This window comes from Bacillus haynesii, from assembly GCF_014042035.1.
Classification (GTDB): domain Bacteria; phylum Bacillota; class Bacilli; order Bacillales; family Bacillaceae; genus Bacillus; species Bacillus haynesii.
This window is the reverse complement of the sequence record NZ_CP059494.1, coordinates 3,099,143-3,124,034: the sequence shown is the minus strand read 5'-3', so window position 1 is coordinate 3,124,034 and position 24,892 is coordinate 3,099,143. Positions and strand designations below refer to the sequence as shown.

The 24,892-nt window shown below is 46.6% G+C and carries 18 protein-coding genes; 10 read left to right on the top strand and 8 right to left on the bottom strand.

The genetic code is table 11. The features are described 5' to 3' along the window. Window positions 1-48 precede the first annotated feature (48 nt). The 5 genes from H2R00_RS15500 to H2R00_RS15480 all read right to left on the bottom strand — a co-directional run bounded on the left by H2R00_RS15500 (window position 49) and on the right by H2R00_RS15480 (window position 6,727). Window positions 49-2,103 carry a beta-galactosidase GanA gene (locus tag H2R00_RS15500; protein ID WP_280527936.1) on the bottom strand — a complete coding sequence of 685 codons (2,055 nt, stop codon included), beginning with the start codon at window positions 2,101-2,103 and terminating at the stop codon, window positions 49-51. Window positions 2,104-2,139: 36 nt separating this feature from the next. Continuing rightward, a complete protein-coding gene (ganQ, locus tag H2R00_RS15495) occupies window positions 2,140-2,979 on the bottom strand; it encodes a galactooligosaccharide ABC transporter permease GanQ (RefSeq protein ID WP_182069669.1) in 840 nt (279 codons plus the stop codon). Between the two features lie 3 nt (window positions 2,980-2,982). Next, window positions 2,983-4,239 carry a galactooligosaccharide ABC transporter permease GanP gene (ganP, locus tag H2R00_RS15490; RefSeq protein WP_154999262.1) on the bottom strand — a complete coding sequence of 419 codons (1,257 nt, stop codon included), beginning with the start codon at window positions 4,237-4,239 and terminating at the stop codon, window positions 2,983-2,985. 81 nt (window positions 4,240-4,320) lie between these two features. Further along, on the bottom strand, window positions 4,321-5,589 hold the full coding sequence (gene ganS / locus H2R00_RS15485; RefSeq protein ID WP_182069667.1) for an arabinogalactan oligomer ABC transporter substrate-binding protein GanS: 1,269 nt from the start codon (window positions 5,587-5,589) through the stop codon (window positions 4,321-4,323). 145 nt (window positions 5,590-5,734) lie between these two features. Further along, window positions 5,735-6,727: a galactan degradation operon transcriptional regulator GanR gene (locus H2R00_RS15480; RefSeq protein WP_182069665.1), complete on the bottom strand. Its 993-nt coding sequence runs from the start codon at window positions 6,725-6,727 to the stop codon at window positions 5,735-5,737. A 257-nt stretch (window positions 6,728-6,984) separates the two neighbouring features. Between H2R00_RS15480 and H2R00_RS15475 the strand changes: the two genes are divergently transcribed. From H2R00_RS15475 to galT, 3 genes are read left to right on the top strand one after another with little or no spacing between them, the layout of a single operon-like run. Next, window positions 6,985-8,154: a galactokinase gene (locus H2R00_RS15475; protein ID WP_154999259.1), complete on the top strand. Its 1,170-nt coding sequence runs from the start codon at window positions 6,985-6,987 to the stop codon at window positions 8,152-8,154. A 14-nt stretch (window positions 8,155-8,168) separates the two neighbouring features. Next, window positions 8,169-9,170, top strand: coding sequence for a UDP-glucose 4-epimerase GalE (gene galE, locus H2R00_RS15470; protein ID WP_182069663.1), 1,002 nt, complete (start codon window positions 8,169-8,171; stop codon window positions 9,168-9,170). Further along, complete coding sequence (gene galT, locus H2R00_RS15465) at window positions 9,167-10,654, top strand: UDP-glucose--hexose-1-phosphate uridylyltransferase (protein ID WP_154999257.1); 1,488 nt, start codon at window positions 9,167-9,169, stop codon at window positions 10,652-10,654. Before galE ends, galT begins: the two co-directional genes overlap by 4 nt. Before the next feature lie 36 nt (window positions 10,655-10,690). Here galT and H2R00_RS15460 read toward each other — a convergent pair whose 3' ends face one another. Continuing rightward, window positions 10,691-11,863, bottom strand: coding sequence for an ROK family transcriptional regulator (locus H2R00_RS15460; RefSeq protein ID WP_154999256.1), 1,173 nt, complete (start codon window positions 11,861-11,863; stop codon window positions 10,691-10,693). 314 nt (window positions 11,864-12,177) lie between these two features. Between H2R00_RS15460 and H2R00_RS15455 the strand changes: the two genes are divergently transcribed. The 7 genes from H2R00_RS15455 to ahpF all read left to right on the top strand — a co-directional run bounded on the left by H2R00_RS15455 (window position 12,178) and on the right by ahpF (window position 22,508). Next, the gene (locus tag H2R00_RS15455; protein WP_182069661.1) at window positions 12,178-12,909 is read left to right on the top strand and encodes a GntR family transcriptional regulator; all 732 of its coding nucleotides are present in this window, start codon (window positions 12,178-12,180) and stop codon (window positions 12,907-12,909) included. Continuing rightward, window positions 12,902-14,443, top strand: coding sequence for a gluconokinase (gntK, locus tag H2R00_RS15450; RefSeq protein WP_182069659.1), 1,542 nt, complete (start codon window positions 12,902-12,904; stop codon window positions 14,441-14,443). Before H2R00_RS15455 ends, gntK begins: the two co-directional genes overlap by 8 nt. A gap of 21 nt (window positions 14,444-14,464) precedes the next feature. Next, a complete protein-coding gene (locus tag H2R00_RS15445; protein WP_154999253.1) occupies window positions 14,465-15,811 on the top strand; it encodes a GntP family permease in 1,347 nt (448 codons plus the stop codon). A gap of 29 nt (window positions 15,812-15,840) precedes the next feature. Next, window positions 15,841-17,244 carry a decarboxylating NADP(+)-dependent phosphogluconate dehydrogenase gene (gnd, locus tag H2R00_RS15440; protein WP_182069657.1) on the top strand — a complete coding sequence of 468 codons (1,404 nt, stop codon included), beginning with the start codon at window positions 15,841-15,843 and terminating at the stop codon, window positions 17,242-17,244. Between the two features lie 286 nt (window positions 17,245-17,530). Then, window positions 17,531-20,134 carry a bifunctional acetaldehyde-CoA/alcohol dehydrogenase gene (gene adhE / locus H2R00_RS15435; RefSeq protein ID WP_182069655.1) on the top strand — a complete coding sequence of 868 codons (2,604 nt, stop codon included), beginning with the start codon at window positions 17,531-17,533 and terminating at the stop codon, window positions 20,132-20,134. Between the two features lie 267 nt (window positions 20,135-20,401). Beyond that, window positions 20,402-20,965, top strand: coding sequence for an alkyl hydroperoxide reductase subunit C (ahpC, locus tag H2R00_RS15430; protein ID WP_020453590.1), 564 nt, complete (start codon window positions 20,402-20,404; stop codon window positions 20,963-20,965). Window positions 20,966-20,978: 13 nt separating this feature from the next. Then, window positions 20,979-22,508 (top strand): alkyl hydroperoxide reductase subunit F, encoded by a 1,530-nt coding sequence (gene ahpF / locus H2R00_RS15425; RefSeq protein ID WP_154999250.1) that lies wholly within the window; start codon window positions 20,979-20,981, stop codon window positions 22,506-22,508. A 584-nt stretch (window positions 22,509-23,092) separates the two neighbouring features. Here the strand turns inward: ahpF and H2R00_RS15420 are convergent. Together H2R00_RS15420 and H2R00_RS15415 are read right to left on the bottom strand one after the other, a co-directional pair. Next, on the bottom strand, window positions 23,093-23,722 hold the full coding sequence (locus H2R00_RS15420) for a hypothetical protein (RefSeq protein WP_154999249.1): 630 nt from the start codon (window positions 23,720-23,722) through the stop codon (window positions 23,093-23,095). Between the two features lie 69 nt (window positions 23,723-23,791). Further along, window positions 23,792-24,805, bottom strand: coding sequence for a hypothetical protein (locus H2R00_RS15415; protein WP_154999248.1), 1,014 nt, complete (start codon window positions 24,803-24,805; stop codon window positions 23,792-23,794). Window positions 24,806-24,892 lie beyond the last annotated feature (87 nt).

Here is a 24,892-nt window from a genome sequence, read left to right as displayed (position 1 = left end):
TTGCTTCAGCAAGAGAAACATCCACTTTAAAGCGGATGTCCCTCGGGCTTATGTTTTTGCTTTTACAGCTATTCTGGCCTCATATTTTTCCAATGTGACTTCGCCGGCCAGCGTTTCTCCGGTAAGCATATCTTTAACGGCCGACTCCAACACGGCGGACTGACGTTCTTCTGTGAAATTCATGATGAAGATATAATCATTTTCTTCATCATGTCTGACTTGAACGGAGACGCCAGGCTGGTGTTTCACGTCAAAAGCCGGTTGAATCGATAGCTCTCTGATCAATTTTTTATAAAAATCCCGATGAAATTGGCTGCTTAAACGCGCACCGATATAATACGTTTTCCCCTGTTTGTATGGATGGCTCGTAACAGCCGGCGTGTCCGCATAAAAATCGTCCTCATAGAATCCCTCTGGATCTGCCGTATCCAGCTTCAGCACGGTCGCGTAATCTTTTAGCTCATACGACCGGTTTTGATAACGGACTGCATTTTTGTCGCCCGGATAGAGCGTATCGGTTTCAACAGGCTCCATGCCAAACATCTCTAGCAGATCTTTGGGCCATCCGCCTAAATAGGTCAGGTCAGATTCGTTGACGATTCCGCTAATATACGTCATCACCAATGTACCCCCGTTTGCAGCAAATCCTTTTAAACGCGAGACCGTTTCTTCACTTGCTAAGTAAAGCATTGGAACGATCAGCAGCCGGTACGATGAAAAATCCTGTTCCTTCGTAATCACGTCGACTGGAATATCACGCTCCCAAAACGCGCGGTAGTGCTCGTGTAAGGTTTGGGGATACAGCTTGGTCTTCATCCCGAATCCTTGTGCATCTTGGAGCGCCCAATGGTTTTCCCAATCATAGAGAATCGCGACATCCGCAGGCCGGGTCGTTCCGGTGACCTCAGACAGCTTTTCAAGGGTTTGCCCCACTTTTGCCACTTCTTTAAACACGCGGTTCTCGGAACAATTGTCATGGCCGACAACAGCACCGTGAAATTTTTCCGATGAGCCGCGGGATTTCCGCCATTGAAAATAGAGGATGCTGTCAGATCCGTGGGCAATCATTTGCACAGAAGACAGGAGATGCATGCCCGGCCGTTTCGCTTTATTAAAATCGTGCCAATTGACAGCGCTCGGCGTCGATTCCATTAAGAGAAACGGCTGCTGTTTCAGGCTGCGGTACAAATCATTGATAAAGCCGACTTTCATGGCCAAATCAGCTGTGCTTTCCCAATCATTGTGCCAGGCGGGATACGCGTCCCAGCTGATTACGTCCAGATGCTTGGCAAACTTGCTGTAGTCCAGCCCTTGAAATGGAATGAGATCATGTGTGTCCGCCATAAAGTTGGTCGTAATCGGAATATTCGGCGTGATTTCTTTCAACGGAACGATCTCATTTTGAAAGAAAGAGATCGTCTGGTCAGTGACGAAGCGGCGCCAGTCTAAATTCAAGCCGTGCACCGCATTTTCCCCGATCGGAGACGGCGATTCAATCTGTGACCAATCGTTGAAGGTATGGCTCCAAAAAGGTGTCCACCATGCGTCATTCAAAGATTTAAGATCATTGTTGTACTTCTTTTTCAGCCAATTTCTGAAGGCGTGCTGACATTGATCACAATGGCATTCTCCTCCGTATTCGTTGGAAACATGCCACATCAAAAGAGCAGGATGGCTGCCGTACCTTTCCGCCAGTAAGCGGTTGATCTTTCTCGTTTTTTCACGGTATACGTATGAAGTGAAGCAATGGTTATGCCTTCCGCCATGCAGCTGTTTGACACGTTCCGCATTCACGCGCAGCACTTCCGGATAGTTTTGCGACAGCCAAGCAGGACGGGCGCCGCTCGGTGTCGCCAATATAATCCGGCCGCCGTTCCGGTGAATGCTCTCAAAAATATCATCCAGCCATTCAAACGTATAGACGCCTTCTTCCGGCTCAAGAGCGCTCCATGAAAAAATCCCCACTGAAAATGTATTCGTATGGGCAAGCTTCATCAGCCTGATGTCATCTGCAAGAATATCCGGACGGTCAAGCCACTGATCCGGATTATAGTCTCCCCCGTGAAGCATGTATTTTGCTTGTGTCGTATAAATTTTTGGCATATTACTCTCCTTTTTTAGACCATATTCTCCTTCGGACTATCCTTTCGTTCCGCCTGCCGTCAATCCTGACACAAAGTTCTTTTGCAGCATGATAAAGATGACGGCTACCGGAATGCTGATCAAAATGGCGCCGGCGGCAAACGTCGTATAGCTGGCTCCCATCACTTCATTGACTAAATTGTATAAACCGATCGGCAATGTATACGACTCCGGTGTCCGCAATATCGTCGAAGACAAAACGAAATCCCCGAGCGGTCCGGTGAATCCGTTCATGGCGACGACCGCGATCATCGGTTTGGATAGCGGCATGATAATCTGCAGAAAAATCCTTGTATTGCTTGCGCCGTCAATCTTAGCGCTCTCATCCAAATCGATGGGAATGGAGTCTATATACCCTTTCATCAAATACGTGTTCATCGGTATGAGTCCGCCGATGTACAGCAAAATCAGCAGCCAATGGCTGTTCATCATTCCCAGCATCTGCGCTAAAACGAAGAGCGCAACCAAAGCCGAAAATTGAGGAATCATTTGCAGCAGCATGAATAAAACTAAAGCGTTTTTCCTTCCTTTAAAACGAAACCGTGAAAAAGCATAAGCTGTAAAAGAAACACTGATGACCGATCCGATCATCGTAAAGATGCTGATTTTCAGCGAGTTTATATACCATTGCCCGTATTGGAGACTCTCTTTTCCGGCGAATAATTCTCTATAATGATCCAATGTCGGATTTGCCGGAATGATAGAAGTACTGACCAAACTGTTGCCGGGATTAAAGCTGGCTCCCACCGTCCAAAGCAGAGGGTATATGATAACGGCTGTCATAAAAACCAACAGAAAGTAGGTCAGAAGGAGCCGAAAGAATCTTCTCTTCTTCATATGTTAAGCCCCCTCTTTGAAAGAATTTGTCCGTCTGAACTGCCACAGCGCGATCGAGATGACAAATACCGACAGCAGGATCGTCAATGCGGCAGCTAAAGAGTACTGGCTCGACTGCATCGTTAATTTGTAAATCCAGGATACCAGGATGTCGGTTCCTCCCGCTGTTGACCCCGGAACAGCCGGACCGCCCCCATTGAATAGATAGATAATATTGAAGTTATTAAAATTAAAAGTGAATTGCGTAATGATAATCGGCGCCATCGCGATTAAAATCAGCGGCAATGTGATATGCCTGAATTTCGAAAACGCGGAGGCTCCGTCAATGGTCGCCGCTTCATAAAGGTCGTCCGGAATCGACTGCAGCACACCGGTCGTCACAATGAACACATAAGGAAATCCGAGCCATCCCTGCATGAGGATCAGCGCCAGCTTCGTCCAATTGGCATTCGTCATCCAAGGAATCGGATCGATGCCGAAAGCGGCGAGGATTTGATGATTGAAAGCACCGAAGCTGTCATTAAAAAGGCCGGCAAACACGAGAATGGTAACAAAACCGGGCACGGCCCAAGGCAAGACCAGAATCGTCCGGAAAAATTTTTTGAAGCGGACTTCCTTCTGATTGACGACAACCGCCAACAAAATTCCCAACCCGACTTGGAGCGTGGAAGCGACAAGCGTCCAGACGATAGTCCAAGCTAAAACATCCAAAAAAGTCGACCGCCAAATATCAACGGTGAAAATTTCGGAAAACGTTTTAAGTCCTACCCAATCGACAAGGTGGGCAGGCGGAGAATGGTAAAGGTTATAGTTTGTAAAAGCTAATGCAAAGCTGAACAAAATCGGAAAAACAACGGCAAAAATCAGGATGAACAGCGATGGTCCGCTGATGAGATACGGATATCCCTGAGCCATTAAATGATGATATTGTTCCTTGAGTGAACTGAGCTCCTTTTGTTCATCGCGCCGCTTTCCGTTTTGGTAGGCGTCCCGCAAATTGGCGTAATAGACAGCCAGCCCAAAACAGGTGACAATCACGGCAATGATGCCTTCTGCCAATAGAAAAATCGAGTTGTCGCGCGGCACTTCGGTTCCAAGCGTAAACAGGCCCCACAGCCCCATATTCAGCAAATCACCAAAAACCGTGAAGAACGAGACGCCTAAAAGAAGGAATAACAGACCCTTTATCCATTGTTTATTGTAGAATTGGCCCAGACCGGGAATAATCGATAATAGTAAAGCTTTTTTGCGATGCTGCACCTTCTCTTTCACCTCTTTATATGGACGTCCTGATAATAAATGGCGCCAAACTTAAGACAAGTTTGACACCACTGCTGCGGCTTATTTGCTGCCGCTGTGCTTTGCTTTGATCTGTCCTTGTATCGTTTCCGCGGCTTGATCAAGCGCTTTTTTCGGTTCGGCTTTTCCGGTTGCGATTGTTTGCAGAGCCGCATCCGCCGGCGTCCATACTTCATTCATCTCAGGAATATTCGGCGTCAACTCTGAGTACTGAGATTGCTCGGCAACAGCTTGAGCCGCTTCGCTTTTTGTGACGGCAGGATCATCCGCCAGTTCTTTGACAGCGGGAACTTCTTTTGTGATCTCATATCTCTTCTTTGAGTTTTCTTTATTAGCGAGGAAAACGGCTAATTCTTCCGCTAGATCGGCATTCTTTGAATAAGCGCTTACATTGTAGCTCTTCACACCGACAAAAGAACTCATATGTTTGCCGTTGGACAGCTTAGGAAGCTTGGCAACCCCGTAGTTGATGCCCGCTTTTTTGAACGGTTCCAGATTCCACGGGCCTGAAATGATCGCTGCTGCCTTTCCTTCCGTAAACAGCGATTCCAGCACGTTGATGCCCTGCTCCCCAATAATTCCGGCAGGGAACAGCCCATCTTGATAAAACTTCTGAATGTACTCGGCACCTTCGACTGCACCTTTGTTATTCAAGCCGAGATCGGCCGGATCATAAGTACCGTCTGCATCGCTTTTAAAAATGTAGCCGCCGTATCCGCCCATGACGCTCTGCGCATAATAAATCTGGTCAAACAGCGCCAGGAAGCCGAATTTTTTGCCGTCAGCCGTTTTTTTGGAATACTCATACCATTCATCCAGCGTTTTCGGCAGTTCTTTTTCAGAAATCAAATCTTTATTATAGTAGAGCATCGTCGTTTCGACCGCTTTCGGCAGGCCGTAGACCTTGCCGTTTGTCATCTGGGATCTCATTGCAGGTTCCGTATAGATCGACTGGATCTCTTTGTCCACCTTTAATTCCTTGATCAAACCTTCCGTAACCGCTGTTCCGATTTGATCTCCAGGCATCGTTAACACATCCGGCCCCGTTCCTGCCGGTCCATCCATCCGCAAGTCTTCGATCTGCTTTGCGTAAGGCTTTTCAACGACTTTGACAGATACGCCGTGCTCTTTTTCAAACTGGGCGACGGCATCTTTAATGCCTTCGCTTTTCTCTTTATCTTCCCAGACCACGAGTTCCTTTTGCTTCGAGCCTGATGCTTCATTGCTGCTCTCTTTAGGCCCGCAGGCAGTTAAAGACAAACTGAGAGCAATGACACTGCTGATTCCAACATATTTTTTCATATTCATCATTTGTCTCATTCCTTTTATTGGAGTGAAAGCGTTTTACAAAAACAATATAGCATGACTCAGGAAAAGTGTAAACAATTATTTTACTGACTATAGTAAAATATTTTACGAAAAGGCGCGGCCTGTTAATCAGCAGCCCGCGCCTTTCTTAATTGGTGCTTTTCCTGACCACCAGTTCAGCACCGATATATAGCGTTTTTACAGCTTTTCTTTTTTCAAGTATTTGTTCAAGAAGCAATTCAATCGCGTTTTTGCAAAGTTCTTTAATATCGATATGGAATGTCGTCAGCGGTGGAGATACGTATTTCGCCACACTGATGTTGTTGATGCTGATGATGCTCACCCTGCCGGGGATGGCGATCCCTTTTTCATTTAAAGCCTGAAGACAGCCTACGGCAATCGGGTCCGCCGCTGTAAAAAAGGCCGTCGGCAGCTTTTCGCCCAATGTTTCAACCGCTTTTTCCATCAGATGGTAGCCGTTTTCCACCGAAAATCCCCTGCGGCAAAAAATAAAGCTTTCCTCCAAGAGCCCTTTTTCCCTCATATAATCGCGAAACGTTCGTTCTCTTACGTCCATTTCGTCTTCATCGGTATTGGGATTGTGGTACGTACCTCCGATAAAGCCGATCTTTTCATGCCCCTTTTCAATGAGAAAGTCTACCGTTTTCCTCGTCATCTGCTTTAAGTCCGGTCTGACTGAATCAAAGTGATTCGGATCAGGCGTCGAATCGATAAATACTCCGTGAGGCGTCATCTGTCTTAGTCGGATTAATTCATCATTTGAAAATGAACCGACCGCAATGAATCCTTCTATGTTTTCGGGAATGGCGTCAATGCCGCCCGAAATTTTATAGGTCGTCAGTTCAACGTTGAATTGCTTTGCGAGCTTCTCGATTTCCAGCCTCATCGTTTTAAAATACACGTCTTCAAGCTCTTCTTTATCCGTCAGCCAGTACAGAAACGCGATGTTTTTCACCAGTGTCCTAATCGTTTTTTTGCGGTAGTTCAGTCTTTCCGCCACTTCAAATATTTTTTCCCTCGTCTCATCGGGTACGGAAAGGCTTTCGTCATTATTCAATACACGGGAAACCGTTGAGATGGAATACCCCGCCTTTTCTGCAACATCTTTTATCGTCGCCACGATTGTAAAACCTCCATGTGAACATCTTTATTTTTAAAAGGGATTTTATTTTTAGTAAAATATTTTACTAATTTAACGTTGATTTGCGTAAAAGTCAAGTGCTGATTGCCCTATACCTGCCAATAAGGATTTTACATGAAAACGCTTCAATTGAAAAAACACTTTTTATTGCACCAATTGAAAACCCGTAGTAAACTGAGATTAAACTTAATTAAATTAATTTATTAAGTCTGCACGTCAAACGAATGGGAGGACATATGAATACTGCAGCCGCTTTATCAAACGACTTTCGTTCTATTTTTAAGACAGAAAAGACACCGCGAACCTTTTTTGCTCCTGGAAGAATCAACTTAATCGGCGAACACACAGATTATAATGGAGGGCATGTTTTCCCCGCCTCGATTTCATTTGGCACCTATGCCCTTGGCGTAAAGCGCGATGATCAAATGATCCGTTTCTATTCAAAGAACTTCCCTGACAAAGGAATAATTGAATGCAGCTTGAGCGATTTAACCTTTGACCAGTCTGACGGCTGGGCCAACTATCCGAAAGGAATGTTCCTTTTGATGAAAGCGGCAGGCCATCAAATCGTTCACGGCGCCGATATTTTGTATTACGGAAATATTCCGCACGGGGCGGGCCTCTCTTCTTCCGCATCGATTGAGCTTGCGACAGGCGTTTTGTTAAAAGGGCTTTATGATTTGCAGACAGACACGATCTCCATGGTTAAGCTCGGACAAAAAGTCGAAAACGAGTACATCGGCGTGGGGAGCGGCATTATGGATCAATTCGCGATCGGCATGGGGAAAAAGGATCACGCGATTCTGTTAGACTGCCGTACACTTGATTACACATACGCTCCCTTCGTGTTGAAGGAACACGATGTGATCATCATCAATACAAACAAACAGCGGACGCTGGCCGGGTCTAAATATAATGAAAGGCGAGCCCAATGCGAAGAGGCGCTCGGCGACCTGCGGCAGGAGTTATCGATTGCAAGTCTGGGCGAATTGACGGCGGAAACATTTGAAGCCCATCAGCACCTCATCCGAAATGAAACCAATCAAAAACGCGCCAAGCATGCTGTGTACGAAAATGCCCGGACGCTGAAAGCGCTGGAAAAACTTCGCGAGGGCGACCTCGCCGGGTTCGGCAAGCTGATGAATGAATCTCATGTGTCATTAAGGGATGATTATGAAGTGACAGGGCTGGAGCTTGATACCATTGTCCAGGCAGCCTGGGAACAGGACGGTGTCCTGGGTGCCCGCATGACCGGCGCCGGGTTCGGCGGCTGTGCGATTGCGATTGTAGAAAAAGACCGGACAGACAGCTTTAAAGAACGCGTGAATGCCGTCTACCGCGAAACGGTTGGCTATGATGCCGCTTTTTATACTGCTGCGATAGGCGAAGGCGCCAAAGAAATATAGAAAGGGGAATAGATATGAGTGTGTTGGTTTTGGGCGGTGCCGGCTATATCGGTTCTCACGCCGTGTACCAATTAATAGACAGAGGCGAAAACGTCGTTGTCGTTGACAACCTCGAGACCGGCCAAAGGCATGCGGTACATCCTGATGCAGCCTTTTATGAAGGGGATGTGCGCGATCTCGACTTCCTTCGCTCTGTTTTTGAAAAGGAACGTATTGAAGAAGTGATCCACTTCGCCGCCAGTTCACTTGTCGGCGAATCGATGAAAGATCCGCTCAAATATTACGATAACAATGTATCGGGAACACAGGTTTTGCTTCAGACGATGCTCGAGCAGGATGTGAAAAAAATCGTATTCTCCTCGACCGCGGCCGTCTACGGAGAGCCTGAATCGGTGCCCATCACAGAAGACATGCCGACACAGCCGACAAGCACCTACGGGGAAACGAAACTGATCATGGAGAAGCTCATGAAGCGGACTGAAGAAGCCCATGGGATCAGCTTTGTGTCTCTCAGGTACTTCAATGTTGCAGGAGCAAGGGAAACCGGAGAGATCGGAGAAGACCACCGTCCGGAAACACACCTTGTCCCCATCATCCTGCAAGCAGCTCTCGGACAAAGACCGCATGTTACGATTTTCGGTGATGACTATGATACACCCGACGGTACGTGCATTCGTGACTATGTTCATGTTGAAGACCTGATTGACGCCCACCTGTCGGCATTAAACTATTTAAGAAAAGGCGGCAAAAGCGATATATTCAACCTCGGCAGCAGCGAAGGATTCTCGGTGAAAGAAATGATTGATGCGGCCAGAAAGGTAACCGGGAAAGACATTCCCGCCGAGATCGGCAAGCGCAGATCCGGCGATCCGAGCATCCTGATTGCCGGATCTGACAAGGCAAAGCAAGTTCTGGGCTGGAGGCCTTCGCGCACTTCTGTAGCAAAGATCATTGAAGACGCCTGGAAGTGGCATTCCTCACATCCAAACGGGTACAGGAAGGAAGTGTCAACATGATTGAACAAGACATAGCCGGACTTATTCAAAAAGCGCTTGAAGCAGGGTTAATTGAACCGGCTGACGTGAACTACGCACGCAACCAAGTGATGAATCTGCTGGGCTTGGAATCGTTTCCTGAAGAAGCCCCTGCGGCTTCCGGTGACTCCATCCCCGACCTTTTGGAAAAACTCGTCGACTATGCAGTCGAACACGGCGTGATAACTGACGACATAGACGTGAAAGACATGCTGGCGGCAAACGTAATGAACTGCTTTGTTGCAAGACCTTCTGTCATCAATGCCTTGTTTCAACAAAAATACGCTCAATCGCCGCTGGAGGCCACCGAATATTTTTATCAACTCAACAAAAACAGCAACTACATCCAGACAAAACGAATTGAAAAAAATGTTTCGTATCAGATGGATACCCCTTACGGCACAATGGATATTACGATCAATTTGTCAAAACCGGAAAAAGACCCTGAGCAAATCAAGCGGGAGCGCGCCGCTGCAAAACGATCACGCAGCTATCCGACGTGCCTGCTGTGCAAAGAAAACGAAGGATATGCAGGACGAATCGGATATCCTGCCCGGGCGAACCACAGGATTATTAAAGTCCGGCTCGCCGGAGAAAACTGGTATTTTCAATATTCTCCATATGCTTACTATAACGAACACAGCATTTTATTTTCTGAGCAGCATCGGCCGATGAAAATTGATAAGCTTGCCTTTCACAGACTGCTTGCTTTTACAGAGCTGTTTCCGCATTATTTTATCGGATCAAATGCCGATTTGCCGATCGTCGGCGGGTCTATTTTAAGCCATGATCATTATCAGGCCGGACGATATGAGTTTGCGATGACGCGCGCAGAAGACGCGTTCTCTTTTCAAATCAAACGGCATCCTGACATCGAAGCTTCCGTTTTAAAATGGCCAATGTCCGTCATCCGCCTGAAAGGAACTGCGATCAACAGCCTTGTTGATGCGGCGGACGATATTTTTCAGACTTGGAAAAACTACTCGGATCGACAAGCGGATATCGCGGCTTTTACAGATGGCACGCCTCATAACACGATTACGCCTATCGCAAGAAACGTTAGCGGCGTTTTTGAAATCGACCTTGTGCTCAGAAACAACCGGACATCTGCCGAGCACCCATACGGCATATTCCATCCGCATGCTGACGTCCACCATATTAAGAAAGAGAATATCGGCTTAATCGAAGTGATGGGCCTGGCCGTCCTTCCTCCCCGCTTAAAGACCGAATTGGCGGGAGTGAAAGAATTCCTGCTCGGACAGTCGGATGCCGTTGAAGCTCATCACCGGGAATGGGCCGAACAGCTCAAAACCGAATACGGAGAGCTGTCCGAGCCGGAGCAGGCTGAATCCATTGTACGAAAAGAACTTGGCCAGAAATTTGTTAAAGCCCTTGAGGATGCCGGGGTATTCAAAGACCGCGAAGCTTTCATGCGCTTTATCCGCACGGTCAATCATCAGGAGTAAGGCTTCACCGGTGTTAAAATAGGCGAAAAAATAAGCTTATTTTAACACCGGATCAAACAGCTCCGCCAGCAGCAATGAAACGGCTCCGTAAAGCGTCGCTTCATCACCGAGCTTCGTTATCGTCACCTCTGTCTGCCTCGCTTCTGCTGTTAAGGCCTTCTGCTGTATCGTTTCTCGTATCGCCGGCAATATGAACTTCCCGCCCTTCATCACTCCGCCGCCCAGCACGATTTTGCCCGGATTGACAAGATGAATGAAGTTGGTCAGCCCGATTCCGATAATCACACCGGTTTCCCGAAAGAGTTCGATACACGTTTGGCAGCCGTTCTCGGCCATTTCAAACAAATCTTTGGCTGTCAGGCTGTCCGAACTTTCTTTCAACCGCTTTTTCCCCCGTTCGGCAATCGCTTTTCCGCTTACAATTGTCTGCAGGCAGCCCCGGTTGCCGCACTCGCACTTTTCTCCATTGATATCAATGATCATATGGCCCAGTTCCCCTGCAATTCCTTCAGCTCCATGGTACAGTTTTCCGTTGATGACAATCCCCGCACCGACGCCGCGGCCAATGTTCACGGCAGCCATGCTGCCTGCATCATCACAGCCGCCGAACCACGATTCGCCAAGCGCCATCGCCCTGGCATCGTTTTCAACTCTTACGGTTAAGTTGAATTCTTGTTCCAGCACATCTTTAATGGGAATATTGGTTAAGTTTAAAATCGGCGCGATGCGCGACATTCCCGTTTCAGCATCGACGACCCCGTGCATTGCGATGCCGATCCCGATGATCTTTTCTTGATCGACATCGGCTCGTCCCAAAATGGCATAGATACTTTCTTTTAAAACATCCATGAACCTCTCGTTTGTCAGCGGCTTTTTCAGCAGGCTCGATGTCCGCTGCAGAATCGCTCCGGCTAAATCGGTTAAGACGCACTCCACCGTCTCAGGCCCTGCATCAATGCCAATGACATAAAAGGCACCTGTGTTGATGTGCAGCATTGTCGGCTTCCTTCCGCCGCTCGAATGACCGAGCGTGCTTTCTTTGACGAGCCCTTGTCCGATCAGCTCTTTGACGATGCTTGAGACCGTGGGAGGGGTAATCTTTGTTTCCTTGGCGATCTCGGCTCTCGAAATCGGCTCTGAAGTTCTGATTTTATTAAGAATGATCGATTTGTTCACCGATTTCATTAATTGAAATGTACCGCGCTGCATGTGAAATCCTCCATTTACACCTATCGTAGGTTTTATTGTACCACGGTTAATTAATTAAATTAACAAACGAAACCAAGATAGGTGTTTCCAAAGGTTTTGTACAACATTGCCACAGAAATGGTCAAAACATAAAGGGCCCCTGCTCCCTTTACTTTTTTGCTTCAGCGGGGCTTTCAATGCGCTTCTGCAAAACAAATGGTTTCTAAATGGAAAAAATTTTTCGGAAAATTTGAAATGAAAGTGTTTGCATAATCAAAAAAATCGCGTTATCATACTTGTATACAAGTATACTCGTATAACAGGAAGGTGAGTGTATGAGCGAATCTAAAGGCCTTTTATATCCGGAAAAGTGGCTTTCAAGAGCTTCAACAGGTGTTCGCGTCGCATGCGAGCTGAGAATGCGCATTATTTCCGGCTTGATTGAAAGCGGTACCATTTTATCTGAAAATAAATTGGCTGCGGAATTCTCGGTGAGCCGGTCTCCCATCCGCGAGGCTTTAAAAATACTGGCATCGGAAAAAATCATCCGTTTGGAACGGATGGGCGCCGTTGTCATCGGTTTAACCGAAAAAGAAATTGGAGAAATTTATGATGTGCGCCTGGTGATGGAAACATTCGTATTCGAACGGCTTGGACGGGCCAATGTCGACGAACTGGTAACAGACCTCAGCAAAATATTGGAGATGATGAAAGTCTCCATCAAATACAAAGATGCCGACGAGTTCTCATTTCAAGACGTCTTATTTCACGAAACGATTGTCCGCTCCATCAATCATTCTTACATTTTGATGATATGGAACAATCTCAAACCTGTGATGGAAAGCTTTATTCTTTTATCCATGCGGGCCCGCTTAAAAGAAAAATACGAAGACTTTGAACGAATTCTCGATAACCATGAACTTTATATCCAAGCGATCAAAACGAAAGACAGGGATCTGATGCTTAAATCCCTACATCAAAATTTCGATGACGTGCAAGGTAAAGTTGAAGATCTGTGGCTGTCGCAACAAATGCTGACGAAAGGGGCCGAACAAGTAAATGACTAGTTATATGTTAGGCATAGATATTGGTACGACAAGCACGAAAGCGGTTTTATTCAGTGAAAAAGGGGACGTGATCCAAAAGGAAAGCATAGGCTACCCGCTTCACACACCGGACATCTCGACCGCTGAACAAAACCCGGATGAGATCTTTCAGGCCGTCATCCAGTCAACGGCGAAAATCATGCAGCAGCATCCTGACAAACAGCCGTCATTCATTTCATTCAGCAGCGCGATGCACAGCGTGATTGCGATGGACGAAAACGACAAGCCGCTCACCTCCTGCATCACTTGGGCAGATAACAGAAGCGAAGGCTGGGCTCATAAAATCAAAGAAGAAATGAACGGGCACAATATCTACAAACGGACGGGAACGCCGATTCATCCAATGACGCCGCTAAGCAAAATCGCGTGGATTGTAAACGAACATCCTGAAACCGCTGCCAAAGCGAAAAAATATATCGGAATCAAAGAATATATTTTCAAAAAACTATTTGATCAATATGTCGTTGATCACTCCTTAGCTTCGGCGATGGGAATGATGAATCTCAAAACATTGAACTGGGACGAAGAAGCGCTGACCGTTGCCGGCATCACGCCCGACCACTTATCAAAGCTCGTTCCGACAACAGCCATTTTCAATAATTGCAATCCGGAACTGGCGGCGATGATGGGAATCGATCCGCAAACGCCGTTTGTCATCGGTGCCAGCGACGGCGTGCTGTCCAACCTCGGCGTCAACGCGATTAAAAAAGGCGAAATCGCCGTCACCATCGGGACAAGCGGTGCGATTCGCACGATTATCGATGAGCCGCAGACCGATGAAAAAGGCAGAATCTTTTGCTATGCCTTAACTGAGAACCATTGGGTCATCGGCGGGCCAGTCAACAACGGCGGGATCGTCCTTCGCTGGATCAGAGATGAATTTGCTTCATCAGAAATCGAAACGGCAAAACGTCTCGGCATTGATCCATACGATGTCTTGACCAAAATTGCCGAACGCGTCAGACCGGGTGCCGACGGACTGCTGTTCCACCCATACCTCGCAGGCGAACGGGCGCCGCTCTGGAATCCGGATGTGCGCGGTTCATTCTTCGGCCTCACCATGTCGCACAAAAAAGAACACATGATTCGCGCGGCATTGGAAGGGGTTATTTACAATCTGTACACCGTCTTCCTGGCGTTGACAGAATGCATGGACGGTCCAGTTGCCCGAATTCAAGCGACCGGAGGTTTCGCAAGGTCTGATGTATGGAGGCAAATGATGGCCGATATTTTCGAATCGGAAGTCGTCGTGCCGGAAAGCTATGAAAGCTCTTGTCTCGGAGCCTGCATTTTGGGGCTGTACGCGACGGGAAAAATCGATTCGTTCGATGTCGTCTCCGACATGATCGGAAGCACGCACAGACACGCGCCGAAAGAAGAATCGGCCAATGAATACAGAAAATTAATGCCGATCTTTATCAACTTATCTCGAGCACTGGAAAACGAGTATACACAAATTGCAAATTATCAAAGAAGCTTATCCAGCAAAAAATAGGGGAGAATTGGAGGCGTTATCATGCCATTAGTGATCGTAGCAATCGGGATTGTCGCACTATTGCTTTTGATTATGGGGTTAAAACTGAATACGTTTGTTTCATTAATTATCGTATCGTTCGGTGTTGCTTTGGCACTCGGAATGCCGCTTGACGACATCGTCAAAACGATTGAAGAAGGGCTCGGCGGAACGCTTGGCCATATCGCATTAATCTTCGGGCTCGGCGCCATGCTGGGCAAGCTGATCGCGGATTCAGGGGGCGCTCAGCGCATTGCGATGACCCTCGTCAACAAATTCGGGGAGAAAAACATCCAATGGGCGGTCGTCATCGCCTCCTTTATCATCGGGGTTGCATTATTCTTCGAAGTCGGATTGGTTTTATTGATTCCAATTGTATTCGCCATTTCAAGAGAATTGAAGATTTCTATTTTATACCTTGGAATTCCGATGACGGCGGCCTTATCCGTCACACACGGCTTCCTGCCTCCGCATCCGGGACCGACGGCTATCGCGGGAGAACTCGGCGCCAATATCGGGGAAGTGCTGCTCTACGGTATCATTGTTGCAATTCCAACCGTTCTTTTGGCCGGACCTTTATTTACGAAACTGGCGAAAAAAATCGTCCCGCAATCATTTGAAAAAATGGGCAGCATCGCTTCACTCGGTGAGCAGAAAACGTTCAAGCTTGAAGAGACGCCAGCCTTTGGCATCAGCGTCTTCACAGCTATGCTTCCGGTCATTATCATGTCTATTTCGACTGTTATTACGCTCATTCAAGAAACGATGGGACTTGCAGACAACAGCCTGCTGGCAGCGGTTCGTTTAATCGGGAATGCCTCGACTTCGATGGTCATCTCCCTGTTGGTCGCGATCTATACAATGGGTATCGCCAGAAAGATCCCGATCAAACAAGTGATGGATTCCTGTTCAACTGCCATTACACAAATCGGAATGATGCTCTTGATCATCGGGGGCGGCGGAGCCTTCAAACAAGTCTTGATCAACGGCGGAGTAGGCGACTATGTAGCTGAATTATTCAAAGGAACAGCCATGTCACCGATCTTGCTCGCCTGGGTCATCGCCGCGATTCTGCGCATCTCTTTAGGTTCCGCGACAGTTGCTGCATTAAGCACGACCGGACTCGTTCTTCCGATGCTCGGACAAAGCGATGTCAATCTTGCGCTGGTTGTGCTTGCAACAGGGGCCGGAAGTGTAATCGCTTCCCATGTCAATGACGCGGGCTTCTGGATGTTCAAAGAGTACTTCGGCCTAAGCATGAAAGAAACATTTGCCACCTGGACACTGCTTGAAACAATTATTGCGGTGGCCGGATTAGGATTTACTTTATTGTTAAGTCTATTTGTATAAAAAAGTTTTAATGAAGGAGCAGGTATTACATGCGCAATACAATCGGTGTCATAGGTTTGGGGGTCATGGGGAGCAATATCGCCCTGAACATGGCAAGCAAAGGCGAACAAGTCGCCGTCTATAACTACACAAGGGATTTAACCGATCAACTCGTCCAAAAAACGGGAGGCCAAACAGTCAATCCGTACTATGAGCTTGAAGATTTCGTAAAGTCTTTAGAAAAACCGAGAAAAATCTTTCTTATGGTCACAGCAGGTAAACCGGTCGATTCTGTCATTGACTCGCTCGTTCCTCTGCTTGAAGAAGGGGACGTCATCATGGACGGCGGCAACTCCCACTACGAAGATACAGAACGAAGATATGACAGTTTGAAATCAAAAGGAATCGGCTACTTGGGAATCGGCATTTCCGGCGGCGAAGTCGGCGCTTTAAAAGGCCCATCCATTATGCCCGGCGGAGATCGGGACGTCTACGAAAAAGCAGCTCCGATTCTTACAAAAATTGCTGCCCAAGTGGGAGAAGATCCATGCTGTGTCTACATCGGTCCGAAAGGCGCGGGTCATTTTGTCAAAATGGTGCACAACGGCATCGAATACGCAGACATGCAGCTCATCGCCGAAGCGTATACATTTTTAAGAGAAAAGCTTCTTTTGCCGATAGATGAAATCGCTGACATTTTCGACACATGGAATCAAGGAGAGCTGAAAAGCTATTTAATCGAAATCACAGCGGAGATCCTGCGGAAAAAGGATGAGCGAACGGGCGCTCCGCTCATCGACGTCATCCTCGACAAAACCGGCCAAAAAGGCACGGGCAAATGGACGAGCCTGCAGGCCGTCGACAACGGCATTCCATCATCGATTATCACGGAATCCCTGTTTGCCCGTTACCTGTCATCATTAAAAGACGAACGGACAGCTGCGGAAAAAGTATTGGCCGGACCTGAAACAGAAGAACAGCACCTGGATAAGAAGGTGTGGATCGACCACGTCAGACAGGCATTATACATGGGAAAAGTCTGCGCCTATGCACAAGGCTTCGCTCAATATAAAATGACGTCTGACCTGAATGGATGGAACCTGCCGTTAAAGGACATCGCCCTCATCTTCCGCGGCGGCTGCATCATCCGCGCACAATTTTTAAATCTCATCAGCGAAGCGTTCGACAAACAGCCGGACCTGTCCAACCTGCTGGTCGCACCTGACTTCGCTGAGAAACTAAAAGAATACCAGTCCGGCTTGCGAAAGGTCGTCTGCGAAGGCATCAGCTCAGGCATCTCATTCCCGTGCTTAAGCACAGCCCTTTCCTATTACGACGGCTACCGGACGGGCCGCTCAAACGCAAACCTGCTGCAAGCGCAACGCGATTATTTTGGCGCTCACACGTATGAGCGGACGGATATGGAAGGCGTGTTTCATACGGACTGGCATTAAAAGCTGCACCCCGGATCTCGGGGTGCATTCTTATTTTACTCAAGAATGAATTTCATACTTTGTTCAACATTTCACAAACTTATATTTAAAATTCGTGATATGATAAATTCAGCCACAGAAAAGGAGGACTGATGCCAAAATAAACCAGACAATCCGCATAAGATTCACTTCAGGGATAAAAATTTTTAATCTTACTTGTGAAATGTTTCACAAACTATACCGGCATCATTCATCCCTGGACATCCTGTTGTATTCAAATTCCTATTCATTCACTGGAGGGTTTACAATGGCAATCGAAGAAAAGGACATGAAACAAAAGCAAAATGCCTCAAACATGATTGATCAGCTAGTCGAAAAAGGCCTAAAGGCATTGGAAGAATTCCGCAGCTTTGATCAGGAGCAGATTGATGAGATCGTCAAACAGATGGCGCTTGCCGGCCTTGATCAGCACATGCCTCTCGCCAAACTTGCCGTCGAAGAAACGAAGCGCGGCGTTTATGAAGATAAAATCATTAAAAACATGTTTGCCACAGAGTATGTCTACCATCATATCAAATACGATAAAACAGTGGGCATCATCAATGAAAACGAACACGACGGAGTCATTGAAATCGCGGAGCCTGTCGGTGTCATCGCCGGCGTGACGCCGGTGACCAACCCTACTTCCACCACCATGTTCAAGTCCCTGATAGCGATCAAAACAAGAAATCCAATCGTGTTTGCTTTCCATCCATCCGCCCAAAAATGCAGCCGTGAAGCTGCGAGAATCCTTCGGGATGCAGCCATCAGGGCAGGAGCACCCGACAATTGCATCCAATGGATCGAAACGCCTTCTCTGGATGCAACTCAAGCCTTAATGACCCACCCGAACGTTTCCCTGATCCTCGCAACAGGAGGCGCAGGCATGGTGAAATCCGCTTACAGCTCCGGAAAACCGGCCCTTGGCGTCGGACCTGGAAACGTTCCATGCTACATCGAGAAATCTGCCAACCTGAAGCAAGCCGTCAATGATCTGATCTTATCCAAAACATTTGACAACGGCATGATTTGCGCATCAGAGCAGGCCGTCATCATTGACAAAGACATCTACTCAGACGTAAAAGCCGAACTGACAAGAAACAACTGCTATTTCTTAAATGAAACCGAAAAATCAAAGGTCGAGAAATTGGTCATCAATGAAAATACTTGCGCGGTAAACGCTGATATCGTCGGCATGCCGGCATTCAAAATCGCTGAAATGGCCGGTATAAAAGTGCCTCAAGATACAAAGATCCTCATCGCCGAATTAGAAGGCGTAGGTCCGGATGACCCACTGTCCAGAGAAAAACTGAGCCCTGTTTTAGCATGCTACAAAGTCAGCGGGCTTCAAGAGGGATTAAAATGTGCCGAGGACATGCTGGCGTTCGGCGGAACCGGCCACTCGGCGGTGATTCATACGAACGATCAAGAAGCCGTTAAAGAATTCGGATTAAGGATGAAAGCCGGGCGGATCATCGTCAATGCACCGTCGTCACAAGGGGCGATCGGCGATATTTACAACGCCTATATGCCTTCCTTAACGCTCGGCTGCGGCACATATGGCGGGAACTCCGTCTCGTCAAACGTAGGAGCTGTTCATTTAATCAACACGAAAAAAGTGGCGAAAAGGAATGTCAATATGCAGTGGTTTAAAGTGCCTCCAAAAATCTATTTTGAAAAACACGCAACCCAATATTTAGCGAAAATGCCTGACATCTCAAAAGCGTTGATTGTCACCGATCCGGGAATGGTGAAACTCGGATATGTAGACCGCGTCCTTCACTACTTAAGAAGGCGTCCATATTACGTTCATTGTGAAATTTTTTCTGATGTCGAGCCCGATCCTTCAATTGAAACAGTAATGAACGGCGTCGACATGATGGCCAAATTCCAGCCGGATGTCATCATCGCCCTCGGCGGAGGTTCTGCAATGGATGCCGCAAAAGGAATGTGGTTGTTCTATGAACACCCGGATGCTGAATTCTTTGGCTTAAAGCAAAAATTCCTGGACATCCGCAAGCGCATTGTCAAATACCCGAAACTGGGCGAAAAAGCAAAATTCGTCGCAATCCCGACGACATCAGGCACAGGATCTGAAGTCACTTCATTCTCTGTCATTACAGACAAAGAAACGAATACGAAGTATCCGCTGGCCGATTATGAATTAACGCCGGACGTCGCGATCATTGACCCGCAATTTGTCATGACCGTGCCGAAACATATTACGGCTGATACAGGAATGGACGTATTAACACACGCAATTGAATCATACGTATCGTGCATGGCTAACGACTATACAGACGGCTTGGCCATGAAGGCCATCCAGCTGATCTTCGAATACCTGCCTAGAGCATACAAAAACGGCAGCGACGAGCTGGCCCGCGAAAAAGTGCATAATGCATCAACGATTGCCGGAATGGCATTTTCCAATGCCTTCCTCGGCATCAACCACAGCTTAGCCCATAAGCTTGGCGCGGAGTTTCACATCGCTCACGGACGGGCAAACGCCATCCTTCTGCCGCACGTGATCCGCTATAATGCAGCGAAGCCGAAAAAGTTCACAGCATTTCCTAAATACAGCCACTTCGTTGCCGACCAGCGCTACGCGGAGATTGCAAGAACGCTCGGCCTGCCTGCAAAAACAACTTCAGAAGGCGTTGAAAGCCTGATCCAGGAGATCATCTCGCTTGCCAAAGAGCTTAAAATTCCGATGAGCATTAAACAAAACGGCGTGGATGCCGCCGCATTTGAAAGCAAAGTGGATCTCATGGCCGAACGCGCCTTTGAAGATCAGTGTACGACAGCCAATCCGAAACTGCCGCTCGTTTCGGAGCTTGCTGAGATTTACCGTTCCGCGTATAAAGGCGTTTAGCCAAAGAAGCCGTCATTCCGACGGCTTTTCGTTTTCAATTAGGTCTCTTCATTCTCACCACTCTATCTTTTGTGCCAATCATACTATTTCAAAGTTATGAAACTCCAACTCTTTTCTTTAGCTGAAATACTTAACAAAAAATTAAAGGTCTTTCCCCTTGACAAAAAATATTTATTATTTGATAATTTGTATATAATTATAATAATTACAGAGAAATAAAGTTTACAATTTTTATTTCTCTTAAACTACATTCAGGAGGACGATATTATGTCTCTAATCGGAAAAGAAGTACAACCATTCGCAGCGAAAGCTTACAAAAACGGTGAGTTTATCGATGTTACACACGAAGATCTGAAAGGCCAATGGAGCATTTTCTGCTTTTATCCAGCGGATTTCTCATTTGTTTGCCCGACTGAGCTTGAAGATCTTCAAAACGAATATGCTGCTTTAAAAGAACTTGGTGTCGAAGTATACTCTGTTTCTACAGACACTCACTTCGTACATAAAGGATGGCATGACAGCTCTGAGAAAATCGGCAAAATCACTTACGCGATGATCGGCGACCCGTCTCAAACGATCTCCCGCAACTTTGAAGTGCTGAACGAAGAAGAAGGTCTTGCTGACCGCGGAACATTCATCATCGATCCGGACGGCGTGATCCAAGCTGTTGAAATCAACGCAGGCGGTATCGGCCGTGATGCAAGCACCCTGATCAACAAAGTAAAAGCGGCTCAATACGTCCGCCAAAACCCAGGTGAGGTTTGCCCGGCTAAATGGGAAGAAGGTTCTGAAACACTGACACCAAGCCTTGACCTAGTAGGCAAAATCTAAGGAGTGCATTCAATTGGTACTTGAAGCAAATATCAAAGCACAATTAAACCAATACATGCAGATGATTGAAAATGACATCGTCCTTAAAGTCAGTACAGGCGATGACAGTGTCTCTAAGGATATGCTGGCTCTTGTAGAAGAGCTGGCTTCCATGTCATCAAAAATCACTGTTGAAAAGGCGCAGCTCGACAGAACGCCAAGCTTTAGCGTCAATCGTACCGGAGAAGATACAGGCGTCACATTCGCCGGGGTTCCGCTCGGTCACGAATTCACATCTTTGGTGCTGGCACTCTTGCAAGTAAGCGGCAGACCGCCGAAAGTCGATCAAAAAATCATCGATCAAATCAAAAACATCAGCGGCGAATACCGCTTCGAATCTTATATCAGCCTCACATGCCACAACTGCCCGGACGTTGTGCAGGCATTGAACATGATGAGCGTGCTCAACCCGAACATCACACACACGATGATCGACGGTGCGGCATACAAGTCAGAAGTCGAAAGCAAAAACATTATGGCTGTGCCGACCGTATACTTGAACGGCGAATCCTTTGGAAGCGGCCGAATGACGCTTGAAGAAATTCTTGCGAAGATGGGCAGCGGCACAGATGCGTCTGAGCTTTCCGATAAAGATCCGTTCGATGTACTCGTTGTCGGAGGCGGACCTGCCGGCGCAAGCGCAGCAATCTATGCGGCCCGCAAAGGCATCCGCACGGGAATCGTTGCCGAACGCTTCGGCGGCCAAGTCCTTGACACGATGAGCATCGAGAACTTCATCAGCGTGAAGCGCACCGAAGGGCCTAAGCTTGCGGCAAGCCTTGAAGAACACGTGAAGGATTACGAGATCGACGTCATGAACCTGCAACGCGCAAAAGGTCTCGAGAAAAAAGATCTTTTCCATCTAGAACTCGAAAACGGCGCTGTTCTGAAAAGCAAAACCGTCATTCTTTCAACAGGGGCGCGCTGGCGCAATGTCGGCGTACCTGGTGAACAAGAGTTCAAAAACAAAGGTGTCGCATATTGCCCGCACTGTGACGGACCATTGTTTGAAGGCAAAGACGTAGCCGTCATCGGCGGCGGAAACTCCGGTATCGAAGCAGCGATTGACCTTGCAGGTATCGTCAACCACGTGACTGTTCTTGAGTTCGCACCGGAGCTGAAAGCTGACGAAGTTCTGCAAAAACGTCTCTACAGCCTCCCTAACGTGACTGTCGTGAAAAACGCCCAAACAAAAGAAATCACGGGCGATGAAAACGTAAACGGCATCACTTACGTAGACCGTGAAACAGGAGAAGAAAAACACGTCGAGCTCCAAGGCGTCTTCGTCCAAATCGGTCTTGTGCCAAACACGGAATGGCTGCCTGATACCGTTGAACGCAACCGCATCGGCGAAATCGTAGTCGATAAACGCGGCGAAACAACTATCCCTGGTCTATTCGCTGCCGGCGACTGCACAGACAGCCCGTATAACCAAATCATTATTTCAATGGGGTCCGGAGCGAATGCTGCTTTAGGCGCGTTTGATTATCTGATCCGAAATTAATCTATAAAAAACGCTATGCTGAAGTTTCAGCATAGCGTTTTTCTGTATCTGTTCCCCGCATTCACGGCTCATTCGAGTTTGCCAATGGAAGCATCCCTCAAGCAGTGCGCCTCGGCACAGAGGCGTCCTCTCGGCAAGTAACCCTCTTACAATAGAATCCTTCTTTAATCATTTGGTACTATAGATTTAAATAGTGTTAATATTAGTCTTCATGAATAGAGGTTACTTAAAATGAGAAATGAAAAATCTTTTATGAACTCAACTGCTTTCTTTATCATCATTTGTATGTTAGGCGGGATACTTTTTCTTTTAACAAAGTGACATAACTGAACCAGATCGCATCATTAGTGCACGATTTCATATCAACTTAAATCAGCCATCTCCCATTTAATAGGAGCAGCCCTTCCTGCAGTTGAACAGGGAAGAAGCGAAGTACTTGAGATTGGAGACTTAATCGCCCAAGCATTACACTTGAAAGAATTCTTTCATTTGACGAACGATCAGCCGTTTGATTTCTCCAGCATCTCATAAACAGTGAACAGTCTCAGTTTTTTAGTGAAAGGCCGGTGTCAATACAACCGGCCTTATTTCTGCGGCACCTCTTTTAATGAACCAATCCATACAGTTCCTGCGTTCACTTTATACCACTCATCTTTTCCGTCATTATCTTTTGAATAGGAGATTTCTTTTATGCGCAACACATCGCCTCTGCTTCTCAACCCTAGTTCGAGGTCTTCCTCCAGATCAGACAGCCAGTAATACACGGTATGAATATGAGGTTCCCATACAAATGCATTCAGCTCATGTTCTAAAGGTTCGTATATTTTCAAAGGGGATGCTTCCGTTTCTTCTTGCTTGTCGAAAGAATCACTGTAAAAATCGATCGCTTCTTTATAAGCAGCCACAATTTGTGAACGGATAAAATCAGGCTCATACAGCCAAATTTTCAAGTAGAAATCTTCATTTTCAGCTTTCAATTGCTTATGCCACTCATGATAGACATCGATTATCGCCTTCAAGAGCAAGCGTCTATACCATAATGGAGGAGTCACTGTTTGAAGCCCGTAAAAAGGAGATATCCATAATTTAACGTAATCTCTATGTTGATCTCTTAAATATTTCATATTCAATTGAATATTGTTTGATTTCCACCATTCTATTCTTCGTTTCAGTCTTTTCCAGCCTCTTATTTTTTTCTTTGCCGAAAAATACATATTGACCTCCCTTTGCGCCGCAAAAATGGTGCAAGAGAACGCTCCCTTGCACCAAAAATAACACGCCAATTACTTATAATAATTATAATCATTAAATGTTGCGATCATATCGTTTTGCGTTCCGCTTTTTCCACGATTCGTATTAAAGTAAAGCGTCCCGTCATCAAAATCGACAGCCTCTATCTCAAAAAGCGTGTAAGCGCTGCTGGTAATCCTGAAAGATAAATCGCTGCGAGTAAACAATTCCTTCGAAAAGTCCGGAACCGGGTTTGTTTTTTGCTCTTTAATCATTTCATTGATATTTAAAGGGTATGTCAATATAATGCTCACATTCGAAGCATTGCCATTGCTGTCCGGTTTTGTAAGCGGCACATATAATGTCCCCTGGTAAAAGGAGATTCCTTGCTGAATGAAATTAGAAACATCCATTGTCTGATGATTCACAACTGCTTTCGAATAGTTCAATTTAAACGTTGCTTCATAGTCGAATTTTCCGGTTGTATCATTGAATGTCCCAATAAAAAACCTTTTTCCCGATCTTACGATAAATTTATCTGTCCCAACCGAGTATGTGATACCGCCAATCGACAAATTCGAACCTTGATAATTCAGTACATACGTTTTAGCCACTTTATAAGTATTTTTCGTTGTATCGACGCTGAGCTTCACGATTTTATTGGCATACTTAGTGCCGTCGGACATCGGCGCCACATAAACGCTGACGTTTTTATCGCCCGCAGAAGCTTTGACAGCCAAGTCATTGGCGTGCCCTAAATCATAGCTCGTGGTATTGGTATCCGAATTTTTAAGAAGTGCAACAGTTCTATTGCTTGCCGTACCGCTCATTTTCACAGAGAATAACTGCGTCGTGTGATTCGCGTTATTCAATTTTGCAGCGTAGATCACATTGTTATTGCGGTCAACGCACATCCCCTGCATCGCCGTGAAATACCCAGACTTAGACATGGAAACATAATCGGTATACGTATTAAAGTAGCCTGATTGCGCATATGCAGCCGTCCCCGCAAAGCTGCTGAGAGCTAAGATAACCGCTGTTATGAAAACTTTTGGTTTTTTTAACACCCTGCCATCCCCCCTTAAATGATTTCCATATTATATCCTTGAAGGAATATTGCGTCAATATCGATAAAAATGACATTTGTCACCCGA